Annotated in this window: 14 protein-coding genes; 6 read left to right on the forward strand and 8 right to left on the reverse strand. The window is 57.0% G+C overall.

Annotated elements, in window-relative coordinates:
- The first annotated feature begins 31 nt into the window (after positions 1-31).
- The gene (rimM, locus tag MY069_RS06200) at positions 32-571 is read left to right on the forward strand and encodes a ribosome maturation factor RimM (RefSeq protein WP_482796200.1); all 540 of its coding nucleotides are present in this window, start codon (positions 32-34) and stop codon (positions 569-571) included.
- Here rimM and MY069_RS06205 read toward each other — a convergent pair.
- The gene (locus MY069_RS06205) at positions 568-1,560 is read right to left on the reverse strand and encodes a glutathione S-transferase family protein (RefSeq protein WP_482796201.1); all 993 of its coding nucleotides are present in this window, start codon (positions 1,558-1,560) and stop codon (positions 568-570) included. The genes rimM and MY069_RS06205 overlap by 4 nt on opposite strands.
- Before the next feature lie 113 nt (positions 1,561-1,673).
- Positions 1,674-2,657, reverse strand: a complete 984-nt coding sequence (locus tag MY069_RS06210; RefSeq protein ID WP_482796202.1) for a class I SAM-dependent methyltransferase — start codon at positions 2,655-2,657, stop codon at positions 1,674-1,676.
- Positions 2,658-2,844: 187 nt separating this feature from the next.
- On the opposite strand from MY069_RS06210, the gene MY069_RS06215 reads away from it, so the two are divergent.
- The 3 genes from MY069_RS06215 (at position 2,845) to MY069_RS06225 (ending at position 5,422) form a co-directional block, all read left to right on the forward strand.
- Positions 2,845-3,240 (forward strand): PaaI family thioesterase, encoded by a 396-nt coding sequence (locus MY069_RS06215; protein WP_482796203.1) that lies wholly within the window; start codon positions 2,845-2,847, stop codon positions 3,238-3,240.
- Between the two features lie 75 nt (positions 3,241-3,315).
- A complete protein-coding gene (galE, locus tag MY069_RS06220; protein ID WP_482796204.1) occupies positions 3,316-4,299 on the forward strand; it encodes a UDP-glucose 4-epimerase GalE in 984 nt (327 codons plus the stop codon).
- On the forward strand, positions 4,292-5,422 hold the full coding sequence (locus tag MY069_RS06225; protein ID WP_482796205.1) for a glycosyltransferase: 1,131 nt from the start codon (positions 4,292-4,294) through the stop codon (positions 5,420-5,422). The genes galE and MY069_RS06225 overlap by 8 nt, the downstream gene beginning before the upstream one ends.
- Before the next feature lie 228 nt (positions 5,423-5,650).
- Here the strand turns inward: MY069_RS06225 and MY069_RS06230 are convergent, their stop codons facing one another.
- Positions 5,651-6,130, reverse strand: coding sequence for an Hsp20 family protein (locus tag MY069_RS06230; protein ID WP_482796206.1), 480 nt, complete (start codon positions 6,128-6,130; stop codon positions 5,651-5,653).
- 198 nt (positions 6,131-6,328) lie between these two features.
- Here MY069_RS06230 and MY069_RS06235 point away from each other — a divergent pair, with 198 nt between their 5' ends.
- Positions 6,329-7,243 carry a class I SAM-dependent methyltransferase gene (locus tag MY069_RS06235; RefSeq protein WP_482796207.1) on the forward strand — a complete coding sequence of 305 codons (915 nt, stop codon included), beginning with the start codon at positions 6,329-6,331 and terminating at the stop codon, positions 7,241-7,243.
- On the opposite strand, the gene MY069_RS06240 is transcribed toward MY069_RS06235, so the two are convergent.
- From MY069_RS06240 to argH, 4 genes are read right to left on the reverse strand one after another with little or no spacing between them, the layout of a single operon-like run.
- Positions 7,226-9,856 carry a DUF4175 domain-containing protein gene (locus tag MY069_RS06240; RefSeq protein WP_482796208.1) on the reverse strand — a complete coding sequence of 877 codons (2,631 nt, stop codon included), beginning with the start codon at positions 9,854-9,856 and terminating at the stop codon, positions 7,226-7,228. The two genes, MY069_RS06235 and MY069_RS06240, sit on opposite strands and share 18 nt — an antisense overlap.
- Positions 9,844-11,109 carry a diaminopimelate decarboxylase gene (lysA, locus tag MY069_RS06245; protein ID WP_482796209.1) on the reverse strand — a complete coding sequence of 422 codons (1,266 nt, stop codon included), beginning with the start codon at positions 11,107-11,109 and terminating at the stop codon, positions 9,844-9,846. The genes MY069_RS06240 and lysA overlap by 13 nt, the downstream gene beginning before the upstream one ends.
- Positions 11,110-11,118: 9 nt before the next feature.
- Positions 11,119-11,391, reverse strand: a complete 273-nt coding sequence (lptM, locus tag MY069_RS06250) for an LPS translocon maturation chaperone LptM (protein WP_482796210.1) — start codon at positions 11,389-11,391, stop codon at positions 11,119-11,121.
- Between the two features lie 23 nt (positions 11,392-11,414).
- On the reverse strand, positions 11,415-12,812 hold the full coding sequence (gene argH, locus MY069_RS06255) for an argininosuccinate lyase (RefSeq protein ID WP_482796211.1): 1,398 nt from the start codon (positions 12,810-12,812) through the stop codon (positions 11,415-11,417).
- 42 nt (positions 12,813-12,854) lie between these two features.
- On the opposite strand from argH, the gene MY069_RS06260 reads away from it, so the two are divergent.
- Positions 12,855-13,457: a TlpA family protein disulfide reductase gene (locus MY069_RS06260; protein ID WP_482796212.1), complete on the forward strand. Its 603-nt coding sequence runs from the start codon at positions 12,855-12,857 to the stop codon at positions 13,455-13,457.
- Here the strand turns inward: MY069_RS06260 and MY069_RS06265 are convergent.
- A complete protein-coding gene (locus MY069_RS06265) occupies positions 13,454-14,197 on the reverse strand; it encodes a sulfite exporter TauE/SafE family protein (RefSeq protein WP_482796213.1) in 744 nt (247 codons plus the stop codon). The genes MY069_RS06260 and MY069_RS06265 overlap by 4 nt on opposite strands.
- Positions 14,198-14,202 lie beyond the last annotated feature (5 nt).

Consider the following 14,202-nt stretch of genomic DNA (forward strand, 5'->3'; position numbering starts at 1 on the left):
TTCTGTAAGCCCACGGTTTACCAGAGCGGCGATGAAGAAACATAAGTCAGATTTGGTCGTTATTGGCGCGATCCTCGGCGCTCATGGGGTGCGCGGGGATGTTCGCGTGAAGAGTTTCACCGCAGAGCCAGAAGCGGTGTTTGATTATGCGCCTTTTCTCTCTGAGCAAGGCGATATTCTGATCGACCCCGTTTCAATCCGAACCGCCAAAGACCATTTTATCGTGACGCCCAAGACGACGCGCCAGAAAGAGGAATGGGACGGCCTGAAAAGCAGTAAACTCTTTGTGCCGCGTGACGTCTTGCCAGACACCGATGAAGACGAATTTTACATCGAAGATCTCGTCGGCCTGGACGTTTTTTCTGGCGGAGAGGCTCCGATTGGCCGAGTGAAAGCCGTGCTGAATCACGGGGCGGGAGATTTGATCGAAATCCAAAGCAAAGGTCAGGCAAAGCCCGTGCTGATCCCGTTCACGTTTGAGGACGTGCCAACGGTAGATCTAACCCTTGGCCGGATCATTGTTGCGAATTTCGATTTGTGGGCCGATGAGTCTCGGCCAGACGACGCCTAAGCGAAGACCTCGCCGGCGCCAGCTTTTTCAAGAAAATCAGAGAGACCATCAGCAGATTTCGCTGATCCCGTCGCTTTCACGACCGATTTGAACGCCCGCGCGGCATAATGCTGCGTGACCTGTTCATAGGCTTTTCCGTCAAGTTTGAGGGAGACCCGCTCAGCTTTGGCTTCTGCCGCTTCCATATTGGCTTTGGCCCAAGGCAGATAAGTCGTCGCCACTTCGTCTCTGAACAAAGGCAGCAGCGTCTCTTCGAGCTCAGCCAGCGGCAAGAACGGTCCACCTGCTTTTGGCGCTTCCATGAACTCGCTCCAGGCCGTCACAAAAGGCGCCTGCGCGCGCAACCAGTCACCTGGCGTCGGGTCCAGCAAGAGCTGCGCAACTTGCCCGGCAATCGCGAAATCCGCTGAAGATGGACGCCCACCAAACAGGAAAAGGTTCTTTTCAAGGTGCGCGTTCAGCAGCGTGAAGAACCGTTCAAAGCTCGGTTTGAGGGTTTTCTCATTTTTCTTTTCGATGCCAACCAATGGCAATCGATCGCGCATCCGTTTCACGATTTGGTCGCGGGTCTTTTTCTTCGCGCGCGGAAGGTCGCCATCCAGGAGCTGTTCCATTGTGCGCTCGCCCGCCAATTCACGATCTGGCTTCTGGCCCCAGCGATTGAAAAACATCAGCTTGTTCAGCCATTCATCGGCATAGTCTTCGAGAATCAAAGCCAGCGCCGCACAGGCCGCATCATCTGGCACCGCCGACGGCTCAGCATGATCGGCCTCAACCGTGGCCAGGATGCTGGTCGAATCTTGGTTGGCCGGGCGGTTTGGTGACAGCAATAGCGGCACCGTGGGAACGCGCGCAAAAGCGGCAAACTCTTCATCCGTCGCTTTGCTACGAACAATCCAATCGAACTCCACGCCCTTATAGCGCAGGAAGGACCGCACTTTCAGCGAGTAAGGAGAAGTTTCGGCCCCGAATAGGCGGTAATTGGTCATGTCTATCTCTTTGCGACTAAGGCGCGTGATTTAGGACAAGCACGACCGACTGCCAAGTCGAATAAAGCGGTGGCGCGGCGAGGGGACCCGCGCCACCCATTTCGTAAACCGAATTAGGCAGGCTTACGGAATTTCAGTGTCATGCGATTTGACTCGCCAATCGCCTCATTGGCCGCCCGTTCTGGCGAGCCCTCTTCGGTGCCCGCGAGGGATGGCGGCAGGCGCCATACAAAGTCTTCCTCGGTTGGCACGTCGGCTGGGTTTTTGTTCAGGTCAGTCCCGCCAACATATTCAAAACCAGCCGCTTCGAAGGCGGCAATAACAGCGGACTTTTTCAGATAGCCATTGCTTCCGTCTGCCCATTCGTCGCTGTTGGTTTCCGGCGCCTTATGCTGGACGACGCCAACAATGCCGCCTGGCTTCAACACGCGATGGGTCTCAGACAGCGTATCGCCCATGAAGTTGTTTTCCTCATCGGTGAAGCGGTTGAGGTTGTGCAGCGCTCGGATGAACAGAACAGCATCCACTTGGCCGCTGGCGTCTGCTGGCATGTCGGTCAAAATTGTTGATGCGATCGCAGCCCCATCAACGCCCCATTCCGCGGCTTGGGTCGGCCAATTGGCCGTGCCTTCGATGCGGGTTGCGGTCCACTCATCGCCAAACCCGAATTTGCCCCAAAGATTATCTGGGTAATGGGCGCCGATTAGTGTGCCCTCTTCGCCGAGATAGGCGAGGAGAATTTTTGAGTACCAGCCGCCACCCGGCAGGGCTTCAGCAACTGTCATGCCTGGCTCAATGCCAAAAAAGGCCATGGTCTCAGCCGGGTTCCGCGCGCCATAGCGCGCCTGAACGTCTGCCGGTTGCGCAGCAAGGACGGCGGCGAGGGTTGCTTCGGCGCTCAATTCAGCGGCTTGCTCTTTTGCTTCTTCGACGACGGCTTGAGTTTCTTCAACGACCTCAGTCACTTCTGCGACCGTTTCGGTTGTTTCAGTCTCTGCCGTTTCAGCGGTGTCGACAGCGACACAGCCGCCAAGAATAAAGGCAAGCGCCATACTGGCACCGACCAAAGATTGTTTCGAATTCAGGATTGGTTTCATCACCCACGACTCCCTTCTCGCGTTAGGTTGCCGACTCTTAACGCAGAAAAATTCGCCTGTCGCGCGTTATCGACAATCAATACGAAGATTCTCATCACAGACGCGTGAACAGCGGTTCGATCTACCCTTACGTCCAGGGTTTTCAGCGCTGCGGCACAACGATAGCTTTGTGGCACAGGAGGCAAAAATGGATCCACTCGTACAAATCGCGGAAGCCCAGCCCTATTCTAAATTGCTCGGCATCAAGATTACCGAAGCCAGTAAGGATAGAGTCGTGGGTGAGCTGCTCATTCGCGACGAGCTCTGCACATCCGGCGGCACGATGCATGGCGGCTGCATGATGAGCTTCTGCGACGTCCTGGGCGCGACGGGCGCGTGGCTCGCGATTCCAGAAGGCGCCAACGGGACCACAACGATCGATAGCAACACTGCTTTCTTGAGTGGACCACCCGCTGGCACGCTGGTCACCGGCGTCTCAACTCCGGTGCGGATCGGACGCCGTCTGTCAGTGTGGCAGACCGAAGTGACCGACCCGACCGGCAAGAAAGTCTGCCTGGTCACCCAAACCCAATTGGTGCTCTAGAAACCGCATTTGCCTGTTTGACGGCGCGCAGCCTGCAGCTTAGGCCAGCGGCATCACTCGAAATTAGGGCTGAGCATGTCCAAAACTGTATTTGTCACTGGCGGCGCGGGTTATGTGGGAAGCCACTGCGCGAAGGCGTTCGCCGAAGCTGGATGGACCGTGGTCACCTACGATAATCTATCCCGTGGGCACCGGGATTTGGTCAATTGGGGCGAGCTGATCGAAGGCGACATTCTCGACCAACCTGCGCTGCAAGCGGCGATGCAATCGGTGCAACCTGATGCAGTCGCGCACTTTGCGGCCCTTGCTTATGTCGCCGAGTCGATGACCGCGCCTGAGATTTATTACCGCAACAATCTGACCGGCACGCTGAACGTGCTTGATGCGATGCTGAAGAGTGAAGTCTCAAACCTCGTCTTCTCTTCCTCCTGCGCAACGTACGGCATCAGCAATGACCTGATCACGGAGCAAACCCCGCAAAACCCAATCAATCCGTATGGCCGCAGCAAGCTGATTTGTGAGCAAATCATCAAAGATTATGGCCAAGCCCACGGTATTCGTTCCGCCATGCTCCGCTATTTCAATGCCGCGGGGTGTGACGCCGCGGGCGAAACCGGAGAGCGGCATGACCCAGAGCCGCACGTGATCCCGCTCGCGATTCGCGGCGCGATGGACGGGACTTTCACATTCAACATTTTTGGCGGCGACTATGACACCCCAGATGGCACCTGCGTGCGGGACTATATTCATGTCACCGACCTCGCAGACGCGCATCGCCGCGCACTGACCTATCTTTTCGATGGCGGCGTAAGCGATGTTTTCAATCTCGGCACCGGCCAAGGGTGCAGCGTCTTAGAACTTGCAGACGCGGTCTCTTCGGTCGCGGGAAAAAAGGTTCCGCGCATCATCGCAGATCGGCGGCCAGGCGACCCGCCAAGTTTGGTCGCCAGCGCCGACAAAGCCAAACAGACGCTAGGCTGGGTGCCGCAACACTCGGATATGGAGACGATTATCAGGACGGCGTGGAACTGGTTTGAGCAGGAGCGGAACGGTGGCTGAGCTAAAAAACATCCTCGCCTATTGCGATAAAATGTTCACTCCGTCTGAGAGCTTTATCCCGCGCGGCTATAGCGCGTTCGAACGCCTCAAGCCGATCTATATTGGCCACACAATCAATGGCCCGGTGCCTGAAGGCGCTGAGGCGATTGATCTAACGCCCTTGCATGGTGCGTTTGGCGCGTCCGGGTTCAAACAATTCGGCATGATCTCAACCCAACTTGAAGAGACGCTCCGGGCGCTCAATCCCATCGCGATCCATGCGAGTTTCGGCAAATCGGGCGCTTATGCTCTGCCCTTAGCGAAGAAGCTCGGCCTACCGCTCGCGGTGACTTACTACGGCGGCGACGCGACCAAGACATCGAATACAAAGAACTCGGCGTTCAGGGTCTATAATCGCCGCCGTCAGACGCTTTGGGATGAGGCTGATCTCATCCTCCCCTGTTCCGATTTCATCCGCCGCGAATTGCTCGCAAAGGGCGCGCCGGATGAGAAAATGATCGTCCACCATAACACCGCAGATCCAGCGAAGTTCCAGCCTGGCAAGAAAGAAAACCTGCTCGTGTTTGCCGGGCGCTGGTCCCCGAAAAAGGGCATCGATACGCTGATCGAGGCACTGACCAGGCTGAAGCCTGACCTAGAGGGTTGGACCGTCCGGCTATGCGGAAACAAACCCGCTGGTGAGCGGGACACGTTCGAGCAAGGACTGCACGATCAGCTGGCGGCTTCCGGCGTGAATGTCGAGCTGGCAGGCTGGGTCCCCGCAGATGAGATGCCGCAACATTGGGCCGCTGCGAAAATCGCCTGTGTCCCGTCAAAACGCGCGCCCTCTGGGGACGCAGAGGGCCTACCCTTGGTCTGTATCGAAGCCATGCTTTCTGGCTGCGCCCTCGCCGCGACTCGGCATTCGGGGATTGTTGAATGCGTGCGCGATGGTGAAACGGGCTATCTCTGCGATGAAGGCGATTCTGATGCCTTGGCCGATAATCTGAGGAAAATGCTGCAAGACCCCGAGGCAACTGCGCGCATGGGAGAAGCGGGGCTAAAGCTCGCGACCGAGGACTTTAATCTGCAGAAACAAAGCCGGAAGCTCGAAGACCATTTGCTGAAAATTTCCGAGCTTTAGTAAAAAAAACCTGCTGAACGCAGTGGATCAGCAGGTAAAGCTTTGTTCAGTCAGAATTAGGTGGGGACCGTTAGCTGACCTCAATGTAAACAAGTTTACATGAATAGCGCGCCAGAACAAGATAGAAATTGCAGCCCCTTCGAAACCTGAAGCCGCACCGCGACCCACATAAAGCAAAGCCCCGAACCAAACTGGTCCGGGGCTCAACACCTAAACTATAGAATTTGCCTATGCGGCATCAGCGCTGCCTTCGATCAGTTTGGGCTTAGTGCCTTTGGTCGGCGCGCCAATTTCGATCTTTCGCGGCTTTTTCGCTTCCGGCAGCTCACGGACCAGTTCGACCCGCAACAGCCCGTTACGGAGCTCGGCGCCCGTCACAATCACGTGATCAGCGAGTTGGAACCGGCGCAAAAATCCGCGCTCCGCAATGCCGCGATGGAGGAATTGGCGCTCTTCTTGGTCTTCACCAGCTGGCGCTTTGCGGCCCGCGACGGTGAGCAAACCATCTTTGGTTTCAATGTCGAGATCTTCTTCGCCAAATCCGGCGACAGCAATCTCGATCGCAAATTCATCATCTGCGACACGCTCAATATTATAAGGTGGATAGCCTTGCGCGCCATCGAGGCGAGCCGCGCTATCAATCATGTTGGCCATTCGGTCAAAGCCAACCATGGTGCGATAAAGGGGGGTGAGATCAATCGTGCTCATGGGTACAGTCCTTTCACTAGCAACTGTGTCCTTCGGCGATCATCAAAAGCCGAGAGGTTTGAGGTTCGGACCTTTCGTTGACCCAGCCCGACCATCGGCACTGGCGAAATTTCCGGTCACAACCTGCTTGGCAGCGCCGCGACACAAGCTATGTGGAAACGCGTACAGAATGATTCAACCCTTTTTCGGAGCAAAAACATGAAGACGATTTGGATGATGAGCGCGAGTGCCCTGCTCTTGGCAGCCTGTTCAGCTGGAAATGAAGCCCCTTCAGAGCCTGTTGAAGCCGAAACACCGCCAGCGGTTGAGGTGGTTGAAGCGGGGCCAATGAGCCTCTCTGATGCTGTGAGCGGCGATTGGCGCAGCGATGATGAAAAAGCCCGGGACAATTGGCGAAATCCCGCAGAAACCCTGGCATTCTTCGAGATTGAACCTTCCGACACCGTGGTCGAAATCTGGCCGGGCGGCGGCTGGTACACCAATGTCCTTGCCCCATATTTGGCGTCGGGAGATGGACAACTGATCGCAGCGGTCTGGGACGTAAACGTGTTCGAAGGCGAACGTTTGGCTCGGATTGAGCAGCGGATCGCAGACTTCAAAGCGGTTTATGAGGCGGACGCGGATCTGTTCGGAACGCTCGGTTATAGCGCTTTTTCAGCAGAATCCGGCCCGCTGGCCGAAGCGGGAACCGTCGATGCCGTACTCACGTTCCGAAACGTCCACAACTGGATGGGTAATGACTATACCGCGAAATTCTTCACCGACGCCTATGCCGCGCTAAAACCAGGCGGGATTGTTGGTGTTGTTGAGCATCGCCTGCCCTCTAGCTCTGAGCAAGACCCCCGCGCAGCCTCAGGTTATGTCCACGAAGACTTCGTCAAAGCTATGGCAGCAGCCGCCGGCTTCGAATTTGTTGAAGGCAGCGAAATCAACGCCAATCCAGACGACACGGCCGATCACCCATTTGGCGTTTGGACCTTGCCGCCGGTCAGCCGGACGACGGATCGCGAAGGCAACGCCCCAGAAGATTTTGATGCGGACATCTATACCGCGATTGGTGAATCCGACCGCATGACGCTCAAATTCATCAAACCCCTAGAAACGGTCGAGTAGCCGTTCGAGGTATTCTCGCTCGTCTTCATCGACGGCTTCATCATAGCGGCGGCGCAGCTCATCAAGGATATCCTTGGCGCGCTGCCGTTCAGCTTCATCCGGTACGTCGACACTATTGCTGTCATCAACGCCGCCCATCGGCGATCGGCCAAATGGGTCCGCAGCATTCTGTCCAGCTTGCTGCGGATCGCCAACCCGATCGGCTTGAGCTTGATCGAGCGCCTCCGCGAGCCCTTCTGCGAGCTCCCTAAGTTGCCGCGTGGCCTGTTCTTGGTTGCGGATGGCTCGACCTGTATTGCCGTCTTCCAATGCGTTACCAGCCCGGCGCTGAGAGCGTTCGATTGCATTAGCGACATCTTCATCGACCAGGCCACCGCCCTCGCCATCGCCCTCTTCACCGGTTCCGAGGCCATTTTCAGCGAGCTCTTCTAAACGGTTCGCCAAATCGCGCTGACGTTCGGCGAGGGATTCGCCGTCTTCGCCTTGCATCCAGTCCGGCATCTCGCCTTCGCCAAACCCAGTGTCGGGCTGGCCATTCGAGCCCGGCTCGCCATTGCCAGATTGCTGACCGCGCTCGCCGCGCTGCTCGGCCAGAGTCTCGTCATTGAGCTCACGCTGTTCGCGCAGAAGATCAGAAAGCTCTTGGAGCGTTTCGCTCATTTCGCGTTCTTCTTGCGGCAGATCCTCATCGTCGCCCTCGCCGCCCTCTCCAGGCAATCCGGGGAAGCCTTCGCCAGAACCTGATCCTTGCTGGAATTCCAAATTCTCGAGCATGTTTGTAATGTCGGCCAGCAATTGCCGCGCTTGGTCGGTCGCACCTGTTTCAGCGAGATCTTCCAACGCATCGAGCATGTCAGCAAAGCCCTGTCCGCCGAGGCCAGAGCCGCCTGGGCCTTCTGCGCTGTCTTCATTGCTCGGCGCGGACTCCAGCCCGTTCGCCAGTGCCTCCGCCATTTTGGCGGCGATATAGCGCTGCGCGGCTTGTTTAAACGCCTCCATGAGACGTTTGATTTCTTCTTCGCTGGCGCCGTCGCGAAGCGCATCTTCGAGCGCTTTCTTCGCCGCCATCAGCGCCGCATAGGCATCAGCAGCGGAGCCATATTCCGCGCGCAAAGCGAGCGACCAAAGCAACGGTTCGGTCGATTTTGCTTCATCGGTCGAGACCGACGCTTCTAGGGCATAGCGCGCGGTTTCTAAGCCAGAATAGACCAATACATCTTTGAAATAGCGCGGCGCCTTATAGGTGACCGCCTCAAGCATAATCGCGCCGCGTTGCACCCCAGCGGGCGCGGTTTCCAGGCGCTGCGTGGCGGAGACATAATAGGCACCAGCTTGCGTTGAATCCGTGGCGGGTTCGATTTCCCCATACGCATTGTCTTCTCGAAGGACGGTGACACGCACGTCCTGGATAGCTTTGGCCAGCGGCTGCAGAAGCAGTTTTTCAGGCAGCTTAAAGCGATGAATGTCGCTGGTTGCGGTTTGCCCGGCGCCATCTGTAGCAATCAGCCAAACTTCGACCCGCGCGCCTGCCCAACGATTGCGCGTCAGATCAAGCTTAGACTCATCTTCGACCTCGCGCGGGCTGACACCGCCCAATTCGACCGGGACGAGATCTGGCTCCCGCGCCTCTCCATCGGGTTTGATCGCAAGCTCGAGCTTGGACACACCGTAATCGTCACTCGCCGTCCAACTGAACTCGGTGCGATCCCCCTCGCCCAAGACAGGAAGGTCGACGAATTGAACCTCTGGTGGCGCATCCGGCGAGGTGAAAATCGTCCAGGCCTTTCGCTCGCCCCACCAATGAACGGAAATGGTGCTGTTTGCCGAGACGGTCGCAACCGCCTCAAAAGCCCCATCCGGTGTGGCTTCGAACCGGATTGTCTCGCGTCCCGCCGCGGATTTGACCCGCAATTTAGGCGCGGACGGCGCTTGAACGCGAAGCGTCATAACCGAACCATTTGGCACGCGCGCTTCGGTTTGATCCGCCTTTAGGAAGATTGGCGCTCGGCCGGTATGTTCCGGCGGCGCGATCCAGGCCTCAATGCGCACGTTTTCCGCACCAAACAGGCTGCCATAATCTGGGTTAAACGCCTGGCTCAGCCGCGACCCAGCTTGATCGAAATTGAGGGCAAGTATGCCTGCCAAGGCCAGCGGCAGGATGATCCGCAACCGAAGCGGATCAAGCTTCGGCCAAACCGCACTGAAATTAGGAACTTTTAGCCGCCGGACTGCATCCGTGAGGCGTTCTTCATGAGCGCGCCACAAGCGAACGCCTTGAACTTCAGGACGCGCCGGACGGTCGGCGAGCGATGCGAGCGGTCGTAGATCCGATTGTTGATCGAGCTCAGTGATCGCCTGTTTGCGGCTTGGGCTTTGATAGCGCGAAAACCCGCGCCAGCCTGTAATCAGAGCGCCTACAAAGAAAATTAAAGCAGCGATCGCGGCAAGACCTGCCGGTGCGCGCTCAAAGCCGCCGCCAATCGCCGCGATGACGAAGACAGTCACCAATGCCAGAAACGGCCACCAGGCCCGCCACAACTCCAACCGCCTGAGCCGCCCATAGGTCAGGTCAATCAGGCGTTTGGTGCCGGGAATGCGGTTTAGGTCAGCCAATCGGGCAATTGCTCCAATTCAATCATCTGTTCAAAACTCGGGCGTCGTCTCACCACAGCGAATTGGTCGCCATCGACAAGCACTTCCGCCACGAGCGGTCTTGCATTGTACTGACTTGAGAGCACGGCGCCATAGGCCCCAGATGACATAAAGGCAATGCGCTCGCCAGGCTCCACCGGTGGCATGCTGCGCTTTGCAGCAAACTTGTCCGTCGACTCACAGATCGGCCCGACAATATCATACTCAACTTGTACAGTTTCGTCGGCGGGTTGAACGACAGGTACAATATCGTGATGTGCCTGGTAGAGCGCAGGGCGCATCAGATCATTCATACCCGCATCCACGATCATAAATGTCCGATCTGGCGCGGGCTTATGATAGAGCACTTCGGTGACCATAACCCCGGCATTACCCGCAATCACGCGACCTGGCTCGAGCACGACTTGCAAGCCGAGATCCTTGGTCACGTCATGGATCATCGCGGCATAATCAGACGGCGGCGCTGGGTTATCTGAGGCTTGATACGGAATCCCGAGCCCGCCGCCGAGATCGATGCGGGTGAGATCATGTCCGGAGTCTCGCAACTGTTTGACCAGTCCAATCGTCTTTTCAAACGCTGCGCGCATTGGGGCTAGTTCGCCAATTTGCGAGCCGATATGCACGTCGACTCCAACAGCTTTCACACCACGCAGCGACTTCATGTGCTCGTAAAGCCCAGGCGCATCGGTCCACGGCACCCCAAACTTGTCGCCAGATTTCCCGGTCGAAATATTTGGGTGTCCGCCTGCGGCGACATCTGGATTTACCCGCAAAGCGACCGGCGCGCTTTTCCCCAATCCTGCAGCGACTTCAGACAGCGCGAGCAGCTCTGCCCCGCTCTCAACATTGAATTGGTGGATACCATGCTCGAGGCCCAAGGCCATTTCTTCACGGGTTTTCCCGACGCCAGAGAACACGATGCGCTCTGCTGGAATACCCGCTGCCAGCGCCCGGCGTAGCTCGCCACCGCTCACCACATCCGCGCCGCAACCTTCGCTCGCCAGTGTTTTTAGAACCGCCAAATTGCCATTCGCTTTGACCGAATAGGCGATCAAGCAATCCATGCCCTCAAAGGCCGCCGCAATCACGCGCGCATGGCGCCGCAACGTCGCGGTTGAGTAGATATAGACGGGGGTGCCGACTTGATCAGCGACCTCATTCAGGTCGACGCCTTCGCAGTGAAGACGGCCTTGCTCATAGTTAAAGTGATGCAAAGGCGATTATCAGCCGGGGCTGACCTCCCCCATACTATCTTCTTCAACATCGGTCGCGGGGGCAGGTTTCGGAATCTCGCCGCCAAGTGAATTGTAATAGACTTTATCTTCGTCGATTTCAGCCACCGCGAATATCGCCGCAGAATCAACCGGCACCTGCGCTTCTTCGGTTGGCGGTTCAGAAAAGATTGGCGGTGGACGTTCCAGATCACCTCGAAGACCACACCCAGCAAGGCCAGCCAGGACCGACATTGCCAACGCCGTTTTAATCACTTGTCTCATGCGGATCGCTCCTTTTCGGGCGCCTAACCGAGGCGCTGGGTCCATTGTTCTACTTGTTCGGCCACGCGGACCGGCGAAGTTCCACCATAGCTTTGCCTGCTCATCGCGGATGCTTCAACAGTCAGCACCGAAAATACGTCATTTGTTAGCCGTGGTTCAACAGCTTGCATGTCTTCGAGGCTAAGCTCCGGCAAATCGCATCCTTTTTCCTCAGCCTTCGCGACCAAGGATCCGGTTACATGGTGCGCATCCCGGAACGGCATTTTCAGCTCGCGCACCAGCCAATCGGCTAGATCAGTCGCTGTTGAGAAGCCTTTCGCAGCCGCCGCCCGCATATTGTCGCGATTAAACGAAATCGTCTCCATCATTCCCGCCATGGACGCGGCGCAGAGACTGAATGTGTCGAAAGCGGCGAAGGTGAGCTGCTTATCGTCTTGCAGATCTTTCGCATAGGCGAGCGGAAGCGCTTTGACCGCGCCTTGCAAAGCCGAGAACTGCCCCGTGATCAGGCTGGCTTTTGCCCGGATCAGCTCAGCTGCATCCGGATTGCGCTTTTGCGGCATGATCGAAGACCCCGTCGACCAAGCATCTGAGAGTTTTGCAAAGGCGAACTGCGCGCTGGTCCAAAGCACAATCTCTTCAGCGAGGCGCGAGAGGTGCGTCGCGGCGATAGACAGCGCCGACAGGGCTTCCAGCGCGAAATCACGAGCCGAGACGGCATCCAAAGAGTTTGCCATCGGGCGATAGAAACCGAGCGCTTCAGCAGTCGCGTCGCGATCAATCGTAAACCCGGTTCCCGCCAGCGCAGCGGATCCAAGCGGACATTCATTCAGACGCCGCGCGCAATCATCCATCCGGGTGCGATCCCGCTCCATCATTTCTACATAGGCCAGCAAGTGATGGCCTAGCGTCACCGGTTGCGCGGTTTGCAAATGCGTAAAGCCCGGCATTACCGTGTCGGCATTCTCGCCCGCCAGCTTCACCATGGCGCGTTGCAGTGTTTTCAAGCTGCGACGCGCTTCAGTCAGGGCGCCGCGGGTCCAGAGGCGGAAATCTGTGACCACTTGGTCATTGCGAGAGCGTGCAGTGTGGAGGCGGCCTGCAGGCTCGCCAATCAGTTCTTTCAGTCGCGCTTCGACATTCATGTGAATGTCTTCCAGCTCGACACGATATGGAAAGGTTCCGGCTTCAACCTCGTCAACAATCTGATCAAGCCCACCTTGTATGGCTTCATTGTCTTTGGCTGAAATGATTTCCTGTTCAGCCAGCATGTCGGCATGAGCGCGCGATCCTGCAATATCTTCACGCACCATTCGCTTGTCGACATCGATCGAGGCATTGATCGATTGCATAATGTCACTGGGCTGTGCGGCGAAGCGTCCCCCCCACATCTTCTGGCCTTTTGAACTGTCACTCGCCATATCGCTGTCTCGTCTTGTTTTTGTTCAGAGGCCCATTGCCCCATGGATCGTTTCTTGCGCATCGCCATCCCGACCATGTTTGCCGGAATCGTACTGGCGCTGCTTTACGCCGTCTTTAGCGCCAGTTCAAAGGGAAGTAACCGCGACCCTGTGGCAAAACTCGCCACCGGCGCGATGGCAAAGCTGGATTTAACCGATCGCGGCGCCCTTGGCGCCACCGCGCCCTTCGTCGACAATGAGGGCAACAGCCTGACTTTACAGGACTTTCAAGGCCAAGCGATCTTGGTGAATTTCTGGGCAACCTGGTGCGGTCCTTGCGAACGCGAGATGCCCTCCTTAGCGGCGCTGGAGACCTCCCGCGGTGATGACGCGTTCAAAGTCATCGCGATCAGCGTGGATTCCCCGGAAGACACCGATTACGCTAAACAGCGTCTGCGGGAACTCTCCGGCGGTGTGCTTGAGTTCTACAAGCTTGCAGACGGGCCAGACGGGTGGAACGTGGTCTATGATATGGGCGCGGGCGGCGGATTCCCGACGACCATCCTCTATGACAAGGCCGGGCTTAAAATCGGTAAGATCGAAGGCGAAGCTGATTGGGCAAGCTATGAAGCAGTGGCGCTGGTTGACGTGATTAAAGGCGACTAGGCAAACCCGTCCCATAGGAGTTTCAATCCAACACTGAAAATCAACGCATAGAGGATGCGATAAAACAGCGTCTGGTCGATGTGTTTGACGAGCCATGCGCCAAACAGAACCCCAAATGGCGCAATCGGGATCAGGATCAGCGATGTCGTTAAATTGGTTTGATCAAACTGGCCAAGCATCGCGTAGGGTATGACTTTGATGAAGTTCACCACAAAGAAAAACATTACCGCCGTGCCGGCATAGTTTCGTTTGTCCAAGCCTTGCGGGATCGCATAAGCTTGATAAGGCGGGCCGCCTGCATGCGCGACAAAGCTCGTGAACCCCGCCACTGTGCCTGAGATCAGCCCCAGTGGTCGATTATTCTGGATAAACGCATCGCCCCCCGTCGGCTTCACGAGGGCATAGATCGGAAAAACGACTGCGATGACGCCAACCACAATCCGTACCGCCTGATCATCGACATAACCCGCCAAGAACCCGCCTGCGGCAATTCCCAATAGAGCCCCCGGCAGCGTCAGGAAGAGCAGTTTGCGATCCCAGTATTTGCGATAAGTCCAGACGCCAACCCAATCCATAATGATCAAGATTGGCAGCATGATGCCTGCGGCTTGCACCGGCGAGATAACGAGCGCCATCAATGGGACAGCGATGAGCGCCAAGCCACCAAAACCGCCCTTCGAGACGCCCGTGATCAGGACGGAAAAAACCGCCACAGCCCAGAAAATAGGATCATGCCCCATAGGCT

The organism is Hyphomonas sp. ske169 (genome assembly GCF_056850855.1).

Excerpts from the sequence above, each read along its gene's own strand:
- MY069_RS06260 (WP_482796212.1), top strand. The coding sequence starts at position 12,855 with ATGGATCGTTTCTTGCGCATCGCCATCCCGACCATGTTTGCCGGAATC.
- galE (WP_482796204.1), top strand. The coding sequence starts at position 3,316 with ATGTCCAAAACTGTATTTGTCACTGGCGGCGCGGGTTATGTGGGAAGC.
- argH (WP_482796211.1), bottom strand. The coding sequence starts at position 12,812 with ATGGCGAGTGACAGTTCAAAAGGCCAGAAGATGTGGGGGGGACGCTTC.
- rimM (WP_482796200.1), top strand. The coding sequence starts at position 32 with ATGAAGAAACATAAGTCAGATTTGGTCGTTATTGGCGCGATCCTCGGC.
- MY069_RS06230 (WP_482796206.1), bottom strand. The coding sequence starts at position 6,130 with ATGAGCACGATTGATCTCACCCCCCTTTATCGCACCATGGTTGGCTTT.
- MY069_RS06215 (WP_482796203.1), top strand. The coding sequence starts at position 2,845 with ATGGATCCACTCGTACAAATCGCGGAAGCCCAGCCCTATTCTAAATTG.
- MY069_RS06235 (WP_482796207.1), top strand. The coding sequence starts at position 6,329 with ATGAAGACGATTTGGATGATGAGCGCGAGTGCCCTGCTCTTGGCAGCC.
- MY069_RS06210 (WP_482796202.1), bottom strand. The coding sequence starts at position 2,657 with ATGAAACCAATCCTGAATTCGAAACAATCTTTGGTCGGTGCCAGTATG.
- MY069_RS06205 (WP_482796201.1), bottom strand. The coding sequence starts at position 1,560 with ATGACCAATTACCGCCTATTCGGGGCCGAAACTTCTCCTTACTCGCTG.
- MY069_RS06265 (WP_482796213.1), bottom strand. The coding sequence starts at position 14,197 with ATGGGGCATGATCCTATTTTCTGGGCTGTGGCGGTTTTTTCCGTCCTG.
- lptM (WP_482796210.1), bottom strand. The coding sequence starts at position 11,391 with ATGAGACAAGTGATTAAAACGGCGTTGGCAATGTCGGTCCTGGCTGGC.